The following is a 14,333-nucleotide window of genomic DNA, read 5'->3' on the forward strand; positions in this document are numbered from 1 at the left end:
GTGACGCGGGTCACGACGGAGGGTAAAGAGGGCTACTTTCCTCCCCCGTCGGGAGAGGCGGGCCGGCACCAACCCCCAAGTGACCGCCTTGTGAGGTCTGCAGTGGTATCTCGGGTCGTGGTGACGCTGCTGACGGCGCTCGCGCTTCTGCTGGCTCCGGTCGGCGCTACGCACGCGCTCGGACTCGGGGGCGTCTTCTCCGACGCCGAGGTCGAGGTGTCGATCGTCGAGCAGTCCAAGAGCGGCGTGGTCCTTCAGGTGCACGGCACCGAGTACAGCGGTGAGAACCCGGGCATCGAGATCGCGCTCAATCCGGTTGGCTACTACGGCTCCGGCACCCGGAACACCTTCATCAAGTCGGTGCTGTACGACCCCGAGAACCCCGACGACTGGACCTACCGCTTCACCCTCGACGCCGCCCAGGTCGCGCAGCTCGACCCGGACACGAACTACCAGATCATGACGATGCGTGGCGAGGGGCGCGACGTCTACGACTCCTCCGAGTCGAGGCACGTGGAGGTCCCCTTCGACTTCGACGCTCTCTCCGAGCCCGAGAGCTCGCCGACCCCGGACGAGCCCTCGACCGGCACCGGATCGTCGGATGGCTCCGGCTCAGACTCCGGCGGCGCCGGAGGCGGTACGTCCTCAGGTCGGACCACAGATGGCGACTCCGGCGACGGCGCCGATGCCGGCTCCGGCGAGAAGCCGAAGAAGAAGGCATCCAAGAAGCCGTGGACCGCGCCCGAGGAGCCGCCGACGGCCAAGGGCCTGAGCCTGACCGGGCTCGACGACGCCTCCGTGGACGCGGAGGACGTCATCCGCGCCCAGGCCTCCGGCTTCAAACCCAATGAGACCGGCATCAGGGTCGTCGTCTACTCGACCCCGCTGGTCCTCTCGACCAGCGTCAAGGCCAACGGTCAGGGCGTCGCGAAGTGGTCCGGCCGGCTTCCCAAGGACATCGGCCTCGGCAAGCACACCCTCACCTTCCAGGGCTCGGTGGACCGCGGGATCTCGTTCGTCGTGACCGGCACCCCCAGCGACGGCGAGTGCGTACAGAGCGGCTGCGCCCCGAAGACAGAGGCCGTCAAGCTGGCGGCACCGGCCGAGGAGGGCGGCGTCGGCCCTCTCACCTGGATCATCGTCGCCTCGATGGTCGTCCTCGCCCTCGTGGCCAGTGCCGTCGCCATGCTCTCCGGACGCCGCAAGCGCGACGGGGAGTGGGACGAGCCGAGCTATGCCCAGGCACCGCGGTATCCCTCGGACCCGCGACAGGCATCGGGGCCCTACCCGGCCCACCCGCGCCAGCAGCCCCAGTCCCGGCCCGAGCCTCCGCTCCCGCGCCGGCTCCCTGAGGACCAACAGCCGGTCCGGCGCCAGCCGGGTCCTCGCCAGCCCGGTCCGCGGCAGCCTGTTCCGCGTCAGCCGAGCCATCGTCAACCGGCCCCCCAGCACCTGGAACCGCAGCACGCGGCTCCGCCACAGCCCGCCCATCGCCAGCCCCGGCCGCCCGAGTCGTTCGCACCGCCGAGCCAGCGGGGCCAGGCCTACGAGAGCCCTGCCTACGACAGCCCGAACTACGAGGGCCAGCGCGTCGCCGGACGCTGAGCACGGTCAGCCGACCAGCGACTCACCCTGGCTGGCGGTCTCGGCCGCAACCGTCGGCCACAGCGTCTCCAGTGCCACCTCGAGCCCGGTCAGGACCGGGTCGAGGTCGTCGCCGGGGAACGGCGCGGGCGCCTGCTGGCGTACGACCGCACAGAACGCGGGGAGGTCCCCCTCCGCCTTGTGACAGCGGACGGTCTCGGCAGACCCGTCGGTCCAGCCGTCGTAGCCATCGGTGTCGCCCTTGGAGCAGGTGAGCGTCTTGGGGCACTTCCGCTGCCCGGCGGGCAGGTTCGGGGCGTGAACCGCGGTGACAGTGCCGCCGCCGGGGGTGGTGCCGACGACGCCGAAGGCGCCCTTGCCGTAGGCCGAGACGTCGGCCTTCTTGAAGGAGTCGATGTCGGCGTACGCCTTGGTCTCGAGCAGTCCGGCCGCGATCGCCCCGGCGGTCAGTGCGACCTCGCCGGTGCCGTTGGCGCCATCCGAGGGAAAGCCGCTGACCTGCGCTTTCGTCATCTTCGTGGTCGTCTTCGTGCCGAGGCGCGGGTCGGTGACCAGGGCGACGAGATCGTCCACGTTCACCTCGAGATCGAGCTTGCGGGGGTCGCCGGTGATCTTCTCGCCGGCGTATGCGGCCCGGCGCTCCTCTCCCCCGGACGTGTGGGAGACCATCAGCTGACCGGGCGTGCCGTCGTCGGTGGCGAGGTCCCAGGCGACGGTGGCCGCGCCGGTCTCGGCCTTCACCTCGACACAGCCCGACATTCCGTCGCGGCACCAGGTCGAGAGGAGGTCGTCGTCGACCGGCCCCGCCTTGACCTCCAGCGAGTGGTCGTCTCCCCACAGGAGCACGGTGCCGACCTCGTCCTGCTCGAAGTAGAGGTCGCCGCCCTCGAAGGCCTCAGGCTCGACGTGCACGCGCTGAAGCGTGATCGCGGCGAGCGCCTCGGGGGTCGCGGGCTGGTTGCCGGGCCTCAGATCGGCCGGGTCGATGCTCGCTGCCTGTGTCGGCCTGGGCTTCTCGTCCGCCTCTGCAGCCTCACTCACGTCGTCGCTGCCGCAGCCGGCCAGCAGAAGAGCCGCGGCCAGCAGTGCCATCCCCCGTTTTTGCATGGGGGGAATCTACGCCAGGTGACGTGCACTTTCGGTGAGGATCCGCAGGACGGTGCGGGCCCATCGCCCATCGGCCCCGGCGAGGCCGCAAGCGGGCGTCAGGACGATGTCATTCGCGGTATCCAGCCCGAGCATGTCGAGCCAGCGCTCCACGGTCTCGGTGACCGACTTGTCGGTGGGCGCAGCGCCCGCCGGAGCGATCGAGGGAACCACGCCGAGCGCAACCGTGTCACCCGCCTCCAGGGCCGTGGCCAGGTCGTCGTGGTCGGCAGCGGTGAGCTGGGTCAGGTCGACGCTGATCCCCTTCGCCCCGGCGTTGCGGAGCAGGTCCAGCGGGGTCCCGGGTGCGCACGAATGCACCCACGGGATCGCGCCCTCCTCGGCGATCGCGCCGAGCACCCATTCCAGAGCCTGGGAGGCCTCGGGCAGGTCGACGCTGCGGTGCTTGCCGAACCCCGAAGCGGTCGGCACCTGGGCGTTGAGCACGGCGCTCAGCGCCGGCTCGTCGACCTGGACGACCAGAGTCTCCGCGCCCGGGAGGCGGCGGCGTACGTCACGGATGTGGGTGCGTACGCCGTCGGCCAGCGCCTGCGCCAGGTCACGCCGGGCGCCGTGGTCGGCGAGCAGCTTGTCGCCGCGCGGCCGCTCGACGGTGGCGGCGAGGGTCCAGGGCCCGGCGACCTGGATCTTGAACGCGCCTCCACCAGCGGTCAGCGGAGAGTCCTGGACCAGCTCCTCGACGGTGTCGAGGTCCTGGGCGAGCAGGCTGCGGGCGCGCCGGTGGTCGACCCCGGCGGAGCCGGAGGTGCCGGTCAGCCGCCAGCCCGCGGGCTGCAGGTCGGCGTCGAGCCCTTCGAGGACCGCCAGCGCCCGGCCGGTCATGTTCGCGATCGCGCCGCGCGCAGGCAGCTCGGGCAGGTGCGGCAGGTCGGTGAGCTCGCCGAGTACGACGCGGCAGGCCTCTGCATAGTCCTCACCAGGCAGCGACCCGATCCCGGTAGCCCTCACGCGAGAGCCACCCGGCGGGTCGTGGAGATGGTGACCGAGCCGACGACGCGGGTGCCCTCGTAGATGACCGCGGCCTGGCCAGGCGCGATGCCGTAGGCGGGGTCGAGCAGCTCGATCTCGGCTCCCTCGGGGACCACGGTCACCCGCGCCCGGTGCTCGTCGCCGTGCGCGCGCAGCTGGACGGTGCCCTCGAGGACACCCTCGGGTGCACGCCCGGCCCACCGCGGCCGGATCCCGGAGAGCCCGTCGACAGCCAGGTGCTCCCTGGGCCCGACGGTGACGGTGCCGGAGACCGGCTCGATGTCGAGCACGAACCGCGGCTTCCCGTCGGGCGCGGGCTTTCCGAGGCGGAGGCCCTTGCGCTGCCCGATCGTGTAGGCGTACGTCCCCTGGTGCTCGCCCAGGACCTCACCGGTCTCGTCGACGATGGGCCCGGACTCGTTGGGAGCCCGGTCGCCCAGCTTCTCGCGCAGCCAGCCGGCGTTGTCACCGTCGGCGACGAAGCAGATGTCGTGGGAGTCGGGCTTGTCGGCGACGAGCAGGCCACGGCGAGCGGCCTCCTCACGCACCAGCGGCTTGGGGGTGTCCCCCAGCGGGAACAGCGAGTGCTCGAGCTGGGCCTGGTCGAGCACGCCGAGCACGTAGGACTGGTCCTTGCCGGCGTCGACGGCGCGGTGAAGCTCGACGAGCCCGTCGGCGCCGGTGCGGAGCGTCGCGTAGTGACCGGTCGCGACCGCGTCGAAGCCGAGCGCGAGCGCCCGGTCCAGCACGGCGGCGAACTTGATCTTCTCGTTGCAGCGCAGGCAGGGGTTGGGGGTGCGCCCCTCGGCGTACTCCGACATGAAGTCCTCGACCACGTCCTCGTGGAAGCGGTCGGAGAGGTCCCAGACGTAGAACGGGATCCCGATCACGTCGGCGGCACGGCGGGCGTCGTTGGAGTCCTCGATCGTGCAGCACCCGCGGGCGCCGGTGCGGTAGGACGCCGGGTTGCGCGACAGCGCCAGGTGGACGCCGGTGACGTCGTAACCGGCCTCCTTCGCGCGGGCGGCGGCGACGGCGGAGTCCACTCCCCCGGACATGGCGGCGACAACTCTCATCCCGGTTCCCATCATCGCTGCAACCCCGCAGCCCGGCCGCGCTCGACCGCAGGCCCGATGGCCGCGACCAGCCGGTCCACGTCCTCGGTCGTCGTGGTGTGCCCGAGCGAGAAGCGCAGCGAGGAGCGCGCCTGCTCGTCGGACTGGCCCATGGCCAGGAGCACGTGGGAAGCCTGAGGTACGCCGGCCGAGCAGGCCGCACCGGTCGAGCACTCGACCCCGGCGGCGTCGAGCAGCATCAGCAGCGAGTCGCCCTCGCACCCGGGGAACGCGATCTGGGCGTTGTTGGGCAGTCGGTGGCGGCCGAGCGGCGTGAGGGCCGGGCCGTTGAGGTGGGAGTCCGGCACGGCCGCCAACACCTGCTCGACCAGCTGGTCGCGCAGCGCGCCGACCCTGGTCGCGTACGCCTCCTGCTCCTTGACCGCGAGCTCGACGGCGGCCGCGAAGCCGACGATGGCAGCGGTCGCATGCGTGCCGCTGCGTACGTCTCGCTCCTGGCCTCCGCCATGGACCAGCGCGGTCAGCTCGAGCTCGCGGCGCACGACGAGCGCCCCGGCGCCCACCGGGCCGCCGAGCTTGTGGCCGGTCAGGGAGAGCGCGTCGACGCCGCTGGTCGCGAAGTCGACCGGCACCGCACCGACCGCCTGGACGGCGTCGGAGTGGACCGGGATCCCGTGTTCGGAGGCGATTACGGCAATGTCGTGGACTGGCTGCAGCGTGCCGACCTCGTTGTTGGCCCACATCACCGAGATGAGCGCGACCGAGGCGGGATCGCGCTCGATGGCCTCCTTCATCGCGGCGAGGTCGATCCGACCGGTCGCGTCGCACGGGATCAGCTCGACCTGGGCGCCTTCGGTCGACTCCAGCCAGTGCAGCGGGTCGAGCACGGCGTGGTGCTCGACGGTGGAGGCCAGGATCCGGGTGCGGGCAGGGTCCTGGCCGCGGCGTGCCCAGAAGGCACCCTTGAGCGCCAGGTTGTCGGCCTCGGTGCCACCGGAGGTGAAGACGACCTCACCCGGCCGGGATCCGAGCGCCGCGGCGATCCGTTCTCGGGACTCCTCCAGCACCCGGCGCGCACGGCGCCCGGATGCGTGCAGCGAGCTCGCGTTGCCGACCAGCGCCAGCTCCGCGGTCATCGCCTCGATCGCCGCCGAGGCCATGGGCGTGGTGGCGGCGTGGTCCAGATAGACGGTCCGGGGGTTCATCGTCTACCAAGGGTACGGCGCACCCGGCGCGCTCCACGAACCGCCGCCGACGGTCCGGGCGAGCTGCGTACGCAACCTGACGTTCACCTCTGATCCCTAGGTTCGTGCCATGTCCCAGGGATTCCGTGAATACATCGACAACCTGATCACCGAGGGTCACACGATCGGCGAGGATCACGATGACGACCCGGTGCTCCTGGACCCGGCCGGCAGGGCCGTCGACACCTGGCGCGAGAACTATCCCTACGCCGAGCGGATCGCCCGTGAGGTCTACGACGAGCAGAAGTACCTTCTCCAGGTCGAGCTGCTGAAGTTCCAGCGCTGGAACGACCGCGTCGGCGGCAAGCACGTGCTGATCTTCGAGGGCCGGGACGCGGCCGGCAAGGGCGGCACGATCAAGCGGTTCATGGAGCACCTCAACCCCCGCTACGCCCGCACGGTCGCGCTGTCCAAGCCGTCGGACCGTGAGTCGCAGCAGTGGTTCTTCCAGCGGTACGTCCAGCACCTGCCCACCGCCGGCGAGATGGTCCTCTTCGACCGCTCCTGGTACAACCGAGCCGGCGTCGAGCGGGTCATGGGCTTCGCCTCCGACGACCAGTACGAGCAGTTCATGCACCAGGTGCCGCTCTTCGAGCAGATGCTCGTCGACTCCGGCATCACACTCACCAAGTTCTGGTTCTCGGTAGGACGCTCGGAGCAGCGGACCCGCTTCATCATCCGCCAGATCGACCCGGTAAGGCAGTGGAAGCTCTCCCCCATCGACGTGCAGTCGCTGGACAAGTGGGACTCCTACACCGCCGCCAAGGAGGAGATGTTCCGCCGCACTGACACCGACTGGGCCCCCTGGACCACGATCCGCTCCAACGACAAGAAGCGCGCCCGCCTCAACGCGATGCGCTACTTCCTCGCCAACCACGACTACGACGAGAAGGACGCCGACGTAGTCGGCACCCCCGACCCCCTCATCGTCCAGCGCGGCATCGACGCCGTCGGCGACTGACGGATCATCCCGGCCACGGGATGCGCCTCAGGTGCGCCTCGATGCCGTCCTCGAGCGAGCCGACGTCGTCCTCCGCCAACGGATGAACCGACTCGTAGGCCGCGACGAACGCCCCGCGCACATCGGCCGGTGTCGGGCGCCAGTGGTGGTAGCGCGTCCCGAGCAGGACGGCGGCCTGAGCGAGGTCGTCCACCCGGCGGCGGTACCGACCAGCTGGGCGCCCGGTGCCGGCGGCTCGTCGGTAGGGATCCCCTCCGGGTACTCGGCCATCGCAGCATGCATCCTCGCGAGCATCTCGCCGGCCGCTTCGACCTGGACGGGATCGGTGATGTCCAACAGCTCACCATCGACCACCCGCTGAAGCCCGAGCGAGAACCCCGCGACCTCCACCTGGACCCTGCCGTCCCGAGCCGCCTGCGGCATCGACACAGGTATCCCACGCTCCCCCAGCCACACCGTGAGCCGTGCGATCGCCTCCAAGCGCGCGAACACGCGTGGCCGCATCGACCACTTGGCGATCATCCGACAGCCGTCGACGACGATCCACGCCAGACAGTTGGCGTCGCTGATCACTAGCCGCTCGCAGGCGGCCACCTTCAGCCCCCAGTGCTCGGCCAGTACCCCGGTCAACCAGTCCGTCGCCTCGGTCGCAGAGGCGAAGCCGAACCGGTCGGTCAGTGCAGCGCCTGGATCGGCCGACTCCCAGAGCATGCTGATCGGCGTCGTCAGCGCTTCGGCTTCGGTCATGGGTCGCAGTAAAGCCGGTGGGGTGTGGGCGTTGATGGGTGTTGCGTGGTGCTCGATCTGGAATGCTGATGGCCGCCGACCCTTTCGGGAAGGGTGTTCTCAACGGGTCCCGGAGTAAAGGACGGCCTTCGGCCGCCGGCTTCGCCGGTCGCCTTCGGCGATCCTTGACACCGGGACCCGCCGAGAATTTTGGCTGGCTATCGGGTCGGCGGCGGGGTTTGGCGCGGATTACTTGGGTTGGGTACGAGCTTGGGATCTCGGGTCGGTGGCTCCTGGCGACGGAGCGCTTCCTCGTGCTTTTACAAGACGATGACACCTTGTGAATGCTTCACAAGGTGTCATGAGTGCGGGTGGGCCAGGCACGGCGCAAGATTCCGCCTCAGCTGACCGACCCAATCCGCTCTTGGACGGCCCACACGGGCAAATGGGCAGGGCCATCTCCTGGCGACGAGTACGCCAAGGACTGGCACCGCCAGATGCAGCGGCCCAGATCAGCTTGGCCGAAGTCACAGAAGGCGGCTGCTCCTCAGCAGTGGCACGACACGACGGTACGCGCCGACACAGACCAGCGATCGTCGCGTGGCAGGTGTGAATACGGGAACGGCGGAGCCAGCCGGCTCATGTGCGTCTGGTGAACCAGATCCGCCCACTCGGGAGGCGCTCATACCCGTAGTTGGGGTCGTGGATTCGGCGATGGTCACTGGAGCAGAGCAGGACCATGTTGGCCAGATTCGTGAGGCCACCTTCAGACCACGGTTTCAAGTGATGGGCCTCGGTCCACGCTGCCGGTGCGTCGCAGTCCTCGGCCTGGCAACACTTATCTCGTAACCGAAGTGCACGGTGTTGGACCGGATACGCCAACCTCGCTGTTCGACCGAAGTCGAGGATCTCGGAGTCGGTCCCCAACACCACCGGGACCAGGTCCGCGTTGCAGGCCATCCGGCGGGCCTCGGCGGCGGTGATCTGCTCGCCGTCGAATCCGAGGGCTGCGGTGCCGAGGTCCTTGCGGAGGTCTTCCACGCTCATGGTGATGAACACCGTGGTGCCGTGGCCACCGTGGCGGGGCAGGTTGTCGACGTCTTAGGTCTCGACGACTCGGGCGAAGGCCTGGCCGAGGAGCCGGTCGTAGGGGGCTTTGCGGCCACGGTTCTCGGCTGAGAGCTTTCTGGGCTGGGCCAGGGAGTCCAGCAGGGTGCGGAGCCGCATCCCGATTGCGCGGGAGACGCGGGCGTGGATGTCGATAGTGCCATCGCCGTTGTCACGGGACTGGAAGAACGTACGCCGTTGGGCGTGCTCCTCCTCGCGCTGAAGCACTTTTCGCTTCGGCGGCTTCGAATCGCTCCGGGTCGATCTCGCTCAGGATCCGTCGCCCGACGATCTTCAACTCGTTCGCCGTCAAATGGGTCGCGTAGTCGACCAGCAGCTTCTCGGCGAGGACCAGGTCCTCAGCGCTCGCGGCCGGGTCGGTTTCGATCTGGTCGAGGGCTTGGGTGATCACCCTTGCCTTGTCCTGGGAGACGACACCCTCAGCGAGGCCATCTGCGACGAGTTCGTACTTGGTCACCGCCGCCGCGAGTTTCACCTGCGAGCGAGCGACCGACTTGTCGACCAGCAGCTCGGTCCGCATCCAACCCGACACATCCTTGGCGCCGGTCTCTTCGGCGATGTCGCCAGCAGATGCGAGCACCCGGAGTTTTAGGGCGGCCAGTTTGGTCTGGATTTTCTCCAGTCGTTCCAGCCGGTCCTTCTTCTGCCCGGTGCGCCAGTAGGCGGGGTCTCTGGTCAGCAGTTTGTCGAGGGAGGTTTCGATGGCGCTCATCTCTGCGTCGATCGCGTCGTCGGGGTTGGTGCCCCATGGGTTGATGTCGCGTTCGAGACTCATCGTTTCCCTCCCTTCAGAGGTGTGTTGTGATGGGTCTGATTCTACGCCTCCGCCCCTTCTCTGGCCACCTATTTGCGCAGGTCAACGGCTGTTTCGCGGTGAGCGAACGACCTCGCATCTGTGGATGGTAAGTGGCCCGAAGGGCCACCCTTCCGCCCCATCAACCTCAACCTGCCGCGTACGAATTTCTCCGCGCCACACCCGGGCCGCCGCCCCGATAGCCAGCCAAATCTTTTCTCGATCTGCTCCGGAGTTCAGGACCGCCGAAGGCGGCCGGCGAAGCCGGCGCCCGAAGGGCGTCCTTGACGCCGGTCCGGATCGAGAAGACCCTCCAAGAACGGGTCGGCGGCCCCACCCCAACCAAGAAGCACAGCACCCGACGAAACCAGAGCCACCAGCCACGTACGCCCAAAAGCCCCTGACCAACCCCAAAATCCCGGCTACCGTCCAAAGACATGAAACCCCTCGGCGACGTCCCCTGGCCCCCAGACCCGATCGTCACCGACCGCCTGATCCTCCGACAGACCAAGCCCGAGGACAGGCCAGGACTGGTAGAACTCCTCACGGACGAGACCGTGCAGGCCTACCTAGGCGGCCCACAGCACACCCGAGAAGAGCTGGAACAGCTGATCCCCGAGGATCCCAACACCAGGCCCGGAATCTTCGCCGTCGAGCACGCCGGCGAGTTCATCGGAAGGATCACGATCCAGCGCCGCGATCGGGCGTGGGCGCACCACGTACGCGAAGAGGGCGACGAGGTCGAGCTCGGCTACGAGTTTCTTCCGACATCCTGGGGCGCAGGCATCGCGACCGAAGCGACCAGAGCGGCCCTCGGCTGGATCGAGAAGACGCTCCCGGGTGAGCCGGTCGTCCTCACCACCCAGGTGGCCAACGAGCGCTCCCTGCGCCTGGCCCGGAGGCTCGGGTTCGTGGAAGTGGAGCGGTTCCTGGGCTTCGGCGCCGAGCAGTGGTTCGGGGTGCTCAAGACCAGCTAGCCCGGCCGTGGCTCACTCCGAGGGAGTGCCGAGGTAGGCGACCAGGGCCAGGTGGTCTGTGCCCGGCACCTCGACCGTCTCTGTCGCCAGCGCGACCAGGTCATCCCCGATCAGGACGTGGTCGATGGCGGTCGAAGGCGGGAGAGGTACGCCGGCGAACCCCTCGGTCGGCCAGGTGGGCTGCCAGCCGGCGTTGCTGGCCCTAGCCGCGTCCTGTAGGTCGGCATCGTCGAGCAGTTGCCGGACGGTGTGGTGGTCGAGCGAGGCGTTCAGGTCGCCCAGGACGAGGTCGGGCTTCTCCGCCGCCGTCTCCTCGATCATCAGCTCCTGCTCGGCCGGCCACGATGCGAGCGTGGGCGGCGCGGGGTGCGCGACGACGACCCGCCACTCCCCCACGTCGGCGACCCACGACCCCATCGACGTCTCGATCCGGCGCGACTTGGTGATCGGCTGGTCGGCGAAGATCATCGTGCCCGTGGTGCCGGGCGCGGCCTCGCCGATCCGGTAGGGCAGCTGGTCACGCAGCGTCCTCGACAGCTTCGCGAACGCCGCCGGGGTGATCTCCTGGATGGCGAGCACGTTGACCTTGTGCGCGCGCACCGCCTCGACCACCACGTCGGTGTCGGCCTTGCCCTCGAGGAGGTTGGTGGTCATCACCGTCAGCGGCTCACCGGCACTGGTCGCGCGGGATCCCGCATAGAGCGGCGCCTGCCAGGCCACGTGCACGGCCAACAACAGCGCGACGACCCCGGCGACGACGCCGAGACGAATCCGTCCGGGACCGGTGGCCAGCCAGACCAGCACCAGGACCGCGACCAGGCACAGGGCGTACAACCCGACGCCGTAGGGCGCGAACGCGGCCAGACGCACCGCCCGCAGGTCCGTGCTCGCCAGCGCCCGGGAGAACGTGATCGCCAGCGCGGGCAGGCCACAGAGGACCAACACTCCCCACGCCAGCACCAGCGGCACCCACCGGGCTCGGCTCATAGGACCACCAAGTCGTCGCGGTGGATGACCTCGCGAGCGTACGCAGCCCCGAGATTCGCCTCGAGATAGCCGGAGGAACGCCCGGCCAGCCGCGGGATCTCGTCGGCGTCGTAGTTCACCAGCCCGCGCGCGACGGCCACGCCCGACGGGTCGACGACGTCGACCGGGTCTCCGGCATGAAACGCGCCGGAGGAGCCGGTGACCCCCGCGGCGAGCAACGAGGCACCGCGGCGACTGATCGCGGCGACCGCCCCGGCGTCGACGGTGATCGAGCCGACCGGCTCGGTGGCGTGCTGGAGCCACAGCAGTCGCGCCGGGCGCCGCTTGCCGACCGCATGGAACAGGGTGCCGACCGGCTCGCCCGCCAGCGCGGACTCGGCCTGATCGGCCGAGGTCAGCACGACCGGAACACCGTCGTCGACAGCGATCCGGGCGGCTTCCAGCTTGGTCACCATGCCCCCGGTGCCGACTCCGGCAGCGCCGGCCTTGCCGATGGTCACCCCGGCGAGGTCGGCCAGCGAGGCGACCTCGTCGATCCGCTGCGAGCCGGGCTGGGACGGCGGTGCGTCGTAGAGAGCGTCGACGTCGCTGAGCAGCACCAGCAGGTCGGCCTTGACCAGGTGGGCAACCAATGCCGCGAGCCGGTCGTTGTCGCCGAACCGGATCTCGGAGGTGGCGACGGTGTCGTTCTCGTTGACGATCGGGAGCACACCCAGGTCGAGTAGCTTCGACAGCGTCGCGTCGGCATTGCGGTAGTGCGCCCGCCGGTTCAGGTCATCGACCGTGAGCAGCACCTGACCTGCGATGATGCCGTGCCGGGCGAGCTCGTCGGTGTAGCGGTGAACGAGCAGTCCCTGCCCCACGCTCGCCGCCGCCTGCTGCTTGGCCAGCGCCCTCGGACGCTTGGCCAGCCCCAGCGGCGACAGCCCGGCCGCGATCGCCCCGGAGGAGACCAGGACGACCTCCTGTCCGGCGGCCCGCGTCTTGGCGAGTACGTCCACGAGCCCGCTGAGACGGGCCGGGTCGATGCCGCCGGCCGCGGTCGTCAGTGACGAGGAACCGACCTTGACGACGATCCGCCGCGCGCCGGTGACCTGGACACGACTCACTCGGCCTCCTTGGCCTCGGGATCGTCCTCGGCCCAGTCGCTGTCCGGATCGTCCTCCCCGCCGATCTCGTACGCCACCGGGCCGGCCCCGTCACGCAGCCGACGGGCGACGTCGGCCCGGGCTTCGTACTCTTCCTTGGTCTCCATCCCAGCGTCGATCTCGCGTCGCCGGGAGGCGGCGGGGCGCTCCTCGTAGAAGCGCTGGTCCTCGCCGCGGCGGCCGAGCATCTCAGCACCGGTGTCGATCGAGGGGCGGAAGTCGAAGACGACCGCGTTGGCCGGGTCGCCGATGATGACGGTGTCGCCCTCCTGGGCGCCGAGCTCGACCAGGCGCGTCTCGACGCCGAGCCGGTTGAGGCGGTCGGCGAGGTAGCCGACGGCCTCCTCGTTCTCGAAGTCGGTCTGCCGCACCCAGCGCTCGGGCTGCGGACCACGGACGAGGTATTCGCCGTTCTTCGACACCTTGACCGTGAAGCCGTTCTTGCCCTCCGCGCCCTCGGGGCGCAGCACGATCCGGGTCGGCGGGACCACGGGGACGTCCTTGCGGGCGGCGGCCACCAGCTCGGCCATCGCGTAGATCAGCTGCTGGGTGCCCTCCCCGGAGGCTGCGGAGATCTCGAAGACCTTCATCCCGCGCTTCTCGAACTCGCCGATGGTCATCTCGGCGATCTCGCGGCCGTCCGGGACGTCGACCTTGTTCAAGGCGACCAGCCGGGGCCGGTCCTCGAGGCCGCCGTGGCGGGTGAGCTCGTTCTCGATGACGTCGAGGTCGTCGATCGGGTTGCGGCCCGGCTCGATGCTCGCGGTGTCGATGACGTGGACGAGCGCGGCGCAGCGCTCGATGTGGCGCAGGAACTCGTGGCCGAGGCCGCGACCGTCGGCGGCACCCTCGATCAGGCCCGGCACGTCGGCGACGGTGAAAGTGATCTCGCCGCCCTTCACGACGCCGAGGTTCGGCACCAGGGTCGTGAACGGGTAGTCGGCGATCTTCGGCCTGGCTCGCGAGATCGCCGCGATCAGGGACGACTTGCCTGCGCTCGGGAACCCGACCAGGCCGATGTCGGCGACGACCTTGAGCTCGAGCCCGATCTCTCGCGCCTCGCCCGGCTCACCGAGGAGCGCGAAGCCGGGAGCCTTGCGCTTGGAGGAGGCCAGGGCAGCGTTGCCGAGCCCGCCACGGCCGCCCTCGGCGATGACCAGCTCGGAGCCCGGGCCGACCAGGTCGGCCAGGACGTTGCCGTTCATGTCGGTCACCACGGTGCCGTCGGGGACGGAGAGCACCATGTCCTCGCCGTGAGCGCCGTTCTTGTGGTCACCGGCGCCCTGGCCGCCGTTGGGGGCCTTGCGCTTGGGACTGTGGTGGTAGTCGATCAGCGTGGTCACGTCGGGGTCGACGCGCAGGATGATCGATCCGCCCGGACCGCCGTTGCCGCCGTCGGGGCCGCCGAGCGGCTTGAACTTCTCACGGTGGACCGACGCCACCCCGTGTCCGCCGCGACCGGCCTCGACGTGGAGGGTGACGCGGTCGACGAAGGTGGGTACAGCCATGGCTCCAGCCTACCGACGGCACGCCCCACACCTGTTATCCGCGC

At 69.7% G+C, this 14,333-nt stretch carries 14 protein-coding genes; 3 read left to right on the plus strand and 11 right to left on the minus strand.

Annotation, left to right across the window (positions count from 1 at the left end):
- Nucleotides 1-120: 120 nt before the first annotated feature.
- On the plus strand, nucleotides 121-1,605 hold the full coding sequence (locus AB0F44_RS18690) for a hypothetical protein (RefSeq protein WP_357357911.1): 1,485 nt from the start codon (nucleotides 121-123) through the stop codon (nucleotides 1,603-1,605).
- 6 nt (nucleotides 1,606-1,611) lie between these two features.
- Here AB0F44_RS18690 and AB0F44_RS18695 read toward each other — a convergent pair whose 3' ends face one another.
- Genes AB0F44_RS18695 through AB0F44_RS18710 form a run of 4 tightly spaced genes read right to left on the minus strand, consistent with a single transcriptional unit; the run spans nucleotide 1,612 to nucleotide 6,022 of the window.
- Nucleotides 1,612-2,712: a hypothetical protein gene (locus tag AB0F44_RS18695; protein ID WP_357357913.1), complete on the minus strand. Its 1,101-nt coding sequence runs from the start codon at nucleotides 2,710-2,712 to the stop codon at nucleotides 1,612-1,614.
- 9 nt (nucleotides 2,713-2,721) lie between these two features.
- Nucleotides 2,722-3,720 (minus strand): methionine synthase, encoded by a 999-nt coding sequence (locus AB0F44_RS18700; RefSeq protein WP_357357915.1) that lies wholly within the window; start codon nucleotides 3,718-3,720, stop codon nucleotides 2,722-2,724.
- The gene (mnmA, locus tag AB0F44_RS18705) at nucleotides 3,717-4,817 is read right to left on the minus strand and encodes a tRNA 2-thiouridine(34) synthase MnmA (RefSeq protein WP_350663935.1); all 1,101 of its coding nucleotides are present in this window, start codon (nucleotides 4,815-4,817) and stop codon (nucleotides 3,717-3,719) included. The genes AB0F44_RS18700 and mnmA overlap by 4 nt, the downstream gene beginning before the upstream one ends.
- Before the next feature lie 11 nt (nucleotides 4,818-4,828).
- A complete protein-coding gene (locus tag AB0F44_RS18710; protein WP_357357917.1) occupies nucleotides 4,829-6,022 on the minus strand; it encodes a cysteine desulfurase family protein in 1,194 nt (397 codons plus the stop codon).
- Between the two features lie 109 nt (nucleotides 6,023-6,131).
- On the opposite strand from AB0F44_RS18710, the gene ppk2 reads away from it, so the two are divergent.
- Nucleotides 6,132-7,022 carry a polyphosphate kinase 2 gene (gene ppk2, locus AB0F44_RS18715; protein WP_357357919.1) on the plus strand — a complete coding sequence of 297 codons (891 nt, stop codon included), beginning with the start codon at nucleotides 6,132-6,134 and terminating at the stop codon, nucleotides 7,020-7,022.
- Nucleotides 7,023-7,049: 27 nt separating this feature from the next.
- On the opposite strand, the gene AB0F44_RS18720 is transcribed toward ppk2, so the two are convergent.
- The 4 genes from AB0F44_RS18720 to AB0F44_RS18735 form a co-directional block, all read right to left on the minus strand.
- The gene (locus tag AB0F44_RS18720) at nucleotides 7,050-7,769 is read right to left on the minus strand and encodes a phosphotransferase (protein ID WP_357357921.1); all 720 of its coding nucleotides are present in this window, start codon (nucleotides 7,767-7,769) and stop codon (nucleotides 7,050-7,052) included.
- A 618-nt stretch (nucleotides 7,770-8,387) separates the two neighbouring features.
- Nucleotides 8,388-8,795, minus strand: a complete 408-nt coding sequence (locus tag AB0F44_RS18725) for an HNH endonuclease (protein WP_357357923.1) — start codon at nucleotides 8,793-8,795, stop codon at nucleotides 8,388-8,390.
- A gap of 54 nt (nucleotides 8,796-8,849) precedes the next feature.
- Entirely contained in the window at nucleotides 8,850-9,083 is a 234-nt protein-coding gene (locus AB0F44_RS18730) for a hypothetical protein (RefSeq protein WP_357357925.1), read from the minus strand.
- A complete protein-coding gene (locus AB0F44_RS18735) occupies nucleotides 9,028-9,651 on the minus strand; it encodes a DUF222 domain-containing protein (protein WP_357357927.1) in 624 nt (207 codons plus the stop codon). The genes AB0F44_RS18730 and AB0F44_RS18735 overlap by 56 nt, the downstream gene beginning before the upstream one ends.
- 455 nt (nucleotides 9,652-10,106) lie before the next feature.
- On the opposite strand from AB0F44_RS18735, the gene AB0F44_RS18740 reads away from it, so the two are divergent.
- On the plus strand, nucleotides 10,107-10,646 hold the full coding sequence (locus AB0F44_RS18740) for a GNAT family N-acetyltransferase (protein ID WP_357357929.1): 540 nt from the start codon (nucleotides 10,107-10,109) through the stop codon (nucleotides 10,644-10,646).
- A 12-nt stretch (nucleotides 10,647-10,658) separates the two neighbouring features.
- On the opposite strand, the gene AB0F44_RS18745 is transcribed toward AB0F44_RS18740, so the two are convergent.
- Genes AB0F44_RS18745 through obgE form a run of 3 tightly spaced genes read right to left on the minus strand, consistent with a single transcriptional unit; the run spans nucleotide 10,659 to nucleotide 14,289 of the window.
- Complete coding sequence (locus AB0F44_RS18745) at nucleotides 10,659-11,633, minus strand: endonuclease/exonuclease/phosphatase family protein (RefSeq protein ID WP_357357930.1); 975 nt, start codon at nucleotides 11,631-11,633, stop codon at nucleotides 10,659-10,661.
- Nucleotides 11,630-12,742, minus strand: coding sequence for a glutamate 5-kinase (proB, locus tag AB0F44_RS18750; RefSeq protein ID WP_357357932.1), 1,113 nt, complete (start codon nucleotides 12,740-12,742; stop codon nucleotides 11,630-11,632). Before proB ends, AB0F44_RS18745 begins: the two co-directional genes overlap by 4 nt.
- Nucleotides 12,739-14,289 carry a GTPase ObgE gene (gene obgE, locus AB0F44_RS18755; RefSeq protein WP_357357933.1) on the minus strand — a complete coding sequence of 517 codons (1,551 nt, stop codon included), beginning with the start codon at nucleotides 14,287-14,289 and terminating at the stop codon, nucleotides 12,739-12,741. Before obgE ends, proB begins: the two co-directional genes overlap by 4 nt.
- Nucleotides 14,290-14,333 lie beyond the last annotated feature (44 nt).

The organism is Nocardioides sp. NPDC023903 (assembly GCF_040639295.1).
In the GTDB taxonomy this organism is placed as follows: Bacteria; Actinomycetota; Actinomycetes; order Propionibacteriales; family Nocardioidaceae; genus Nocardioides.

Bases quoted from the DNA above. Each gene is read 5' to 3' on its own strand.
- AB0F44_RS18720 (WP_357357921.1), bottom strand. From the start codon at position 7,769: ATGACCGAAGCCGAAGCGCTGACGACGCCGATCAGCATGCTCTGGGAG.
- AB0F44_RS18745 (WP_357357930.1), bottom strand. From the start codon at position 11,633: ATGAGCCGAGCCCGGTGGGTGCCGCTGGTGCTGGCGTGGGGAGTGTTG.
- obgE (WP_357357933.1), bottom strand. From the start codon at position 14,289: ATGGCTGTACCCACCTTCGTCGACCGCGTCACCCTCCACGTCGAGGCC.
- mnmA (WP_350663935.1), bottom strand. From the start codon at position 4,817: ATGAGAGTTGTCGCCGCCATGTCCGGGGGAGTGGACTCCGCCGTCGCC.
- AB0F44_RS18710 (WP_357357917.1), bottom strand. From the start codon at position 6,022: ATGAACCCCCGGACCGTCTATCTGGACCACGCCGCCACCACGCCCATG.
- ppk2 (WP_357357919.1), top strand. From the start codon at position 6,132: ATGTCCCAGGGATTCCGTGAATACATCGACAACCTGATCACCGAGGGT.
- AB0F44_RS18725 (WP_357357923.1), bottom strand. From the start codon at position 8,795: ATGAGCGTGGAAGACCTCCGCAAGGACCTCGGCACCGCAGCCCTCGGA.
- AB0F44_RS18695 (WP_357357913.1), bottom strand. From the start codon at position 2,712: ATGCAAAAACGGGGGATGGCACTGCTGGCCGCGGCTCTTCTGCTGGCC.
- AB0F44_RS18735 (WP_357357927.1), bottom strand. From the start codon at position 9,651: ATGAGTCTCGAACGCGACATCAACCCATGGGGCACCAACCCCGACGAC.
- AB0F44_RS18740 (WP_357357929.1), top strand. From the start codon at position 10,107: ATGAAACCCCTCGGCGACGTCCCCTGGCCCCCAGACCCGATCGTCACC.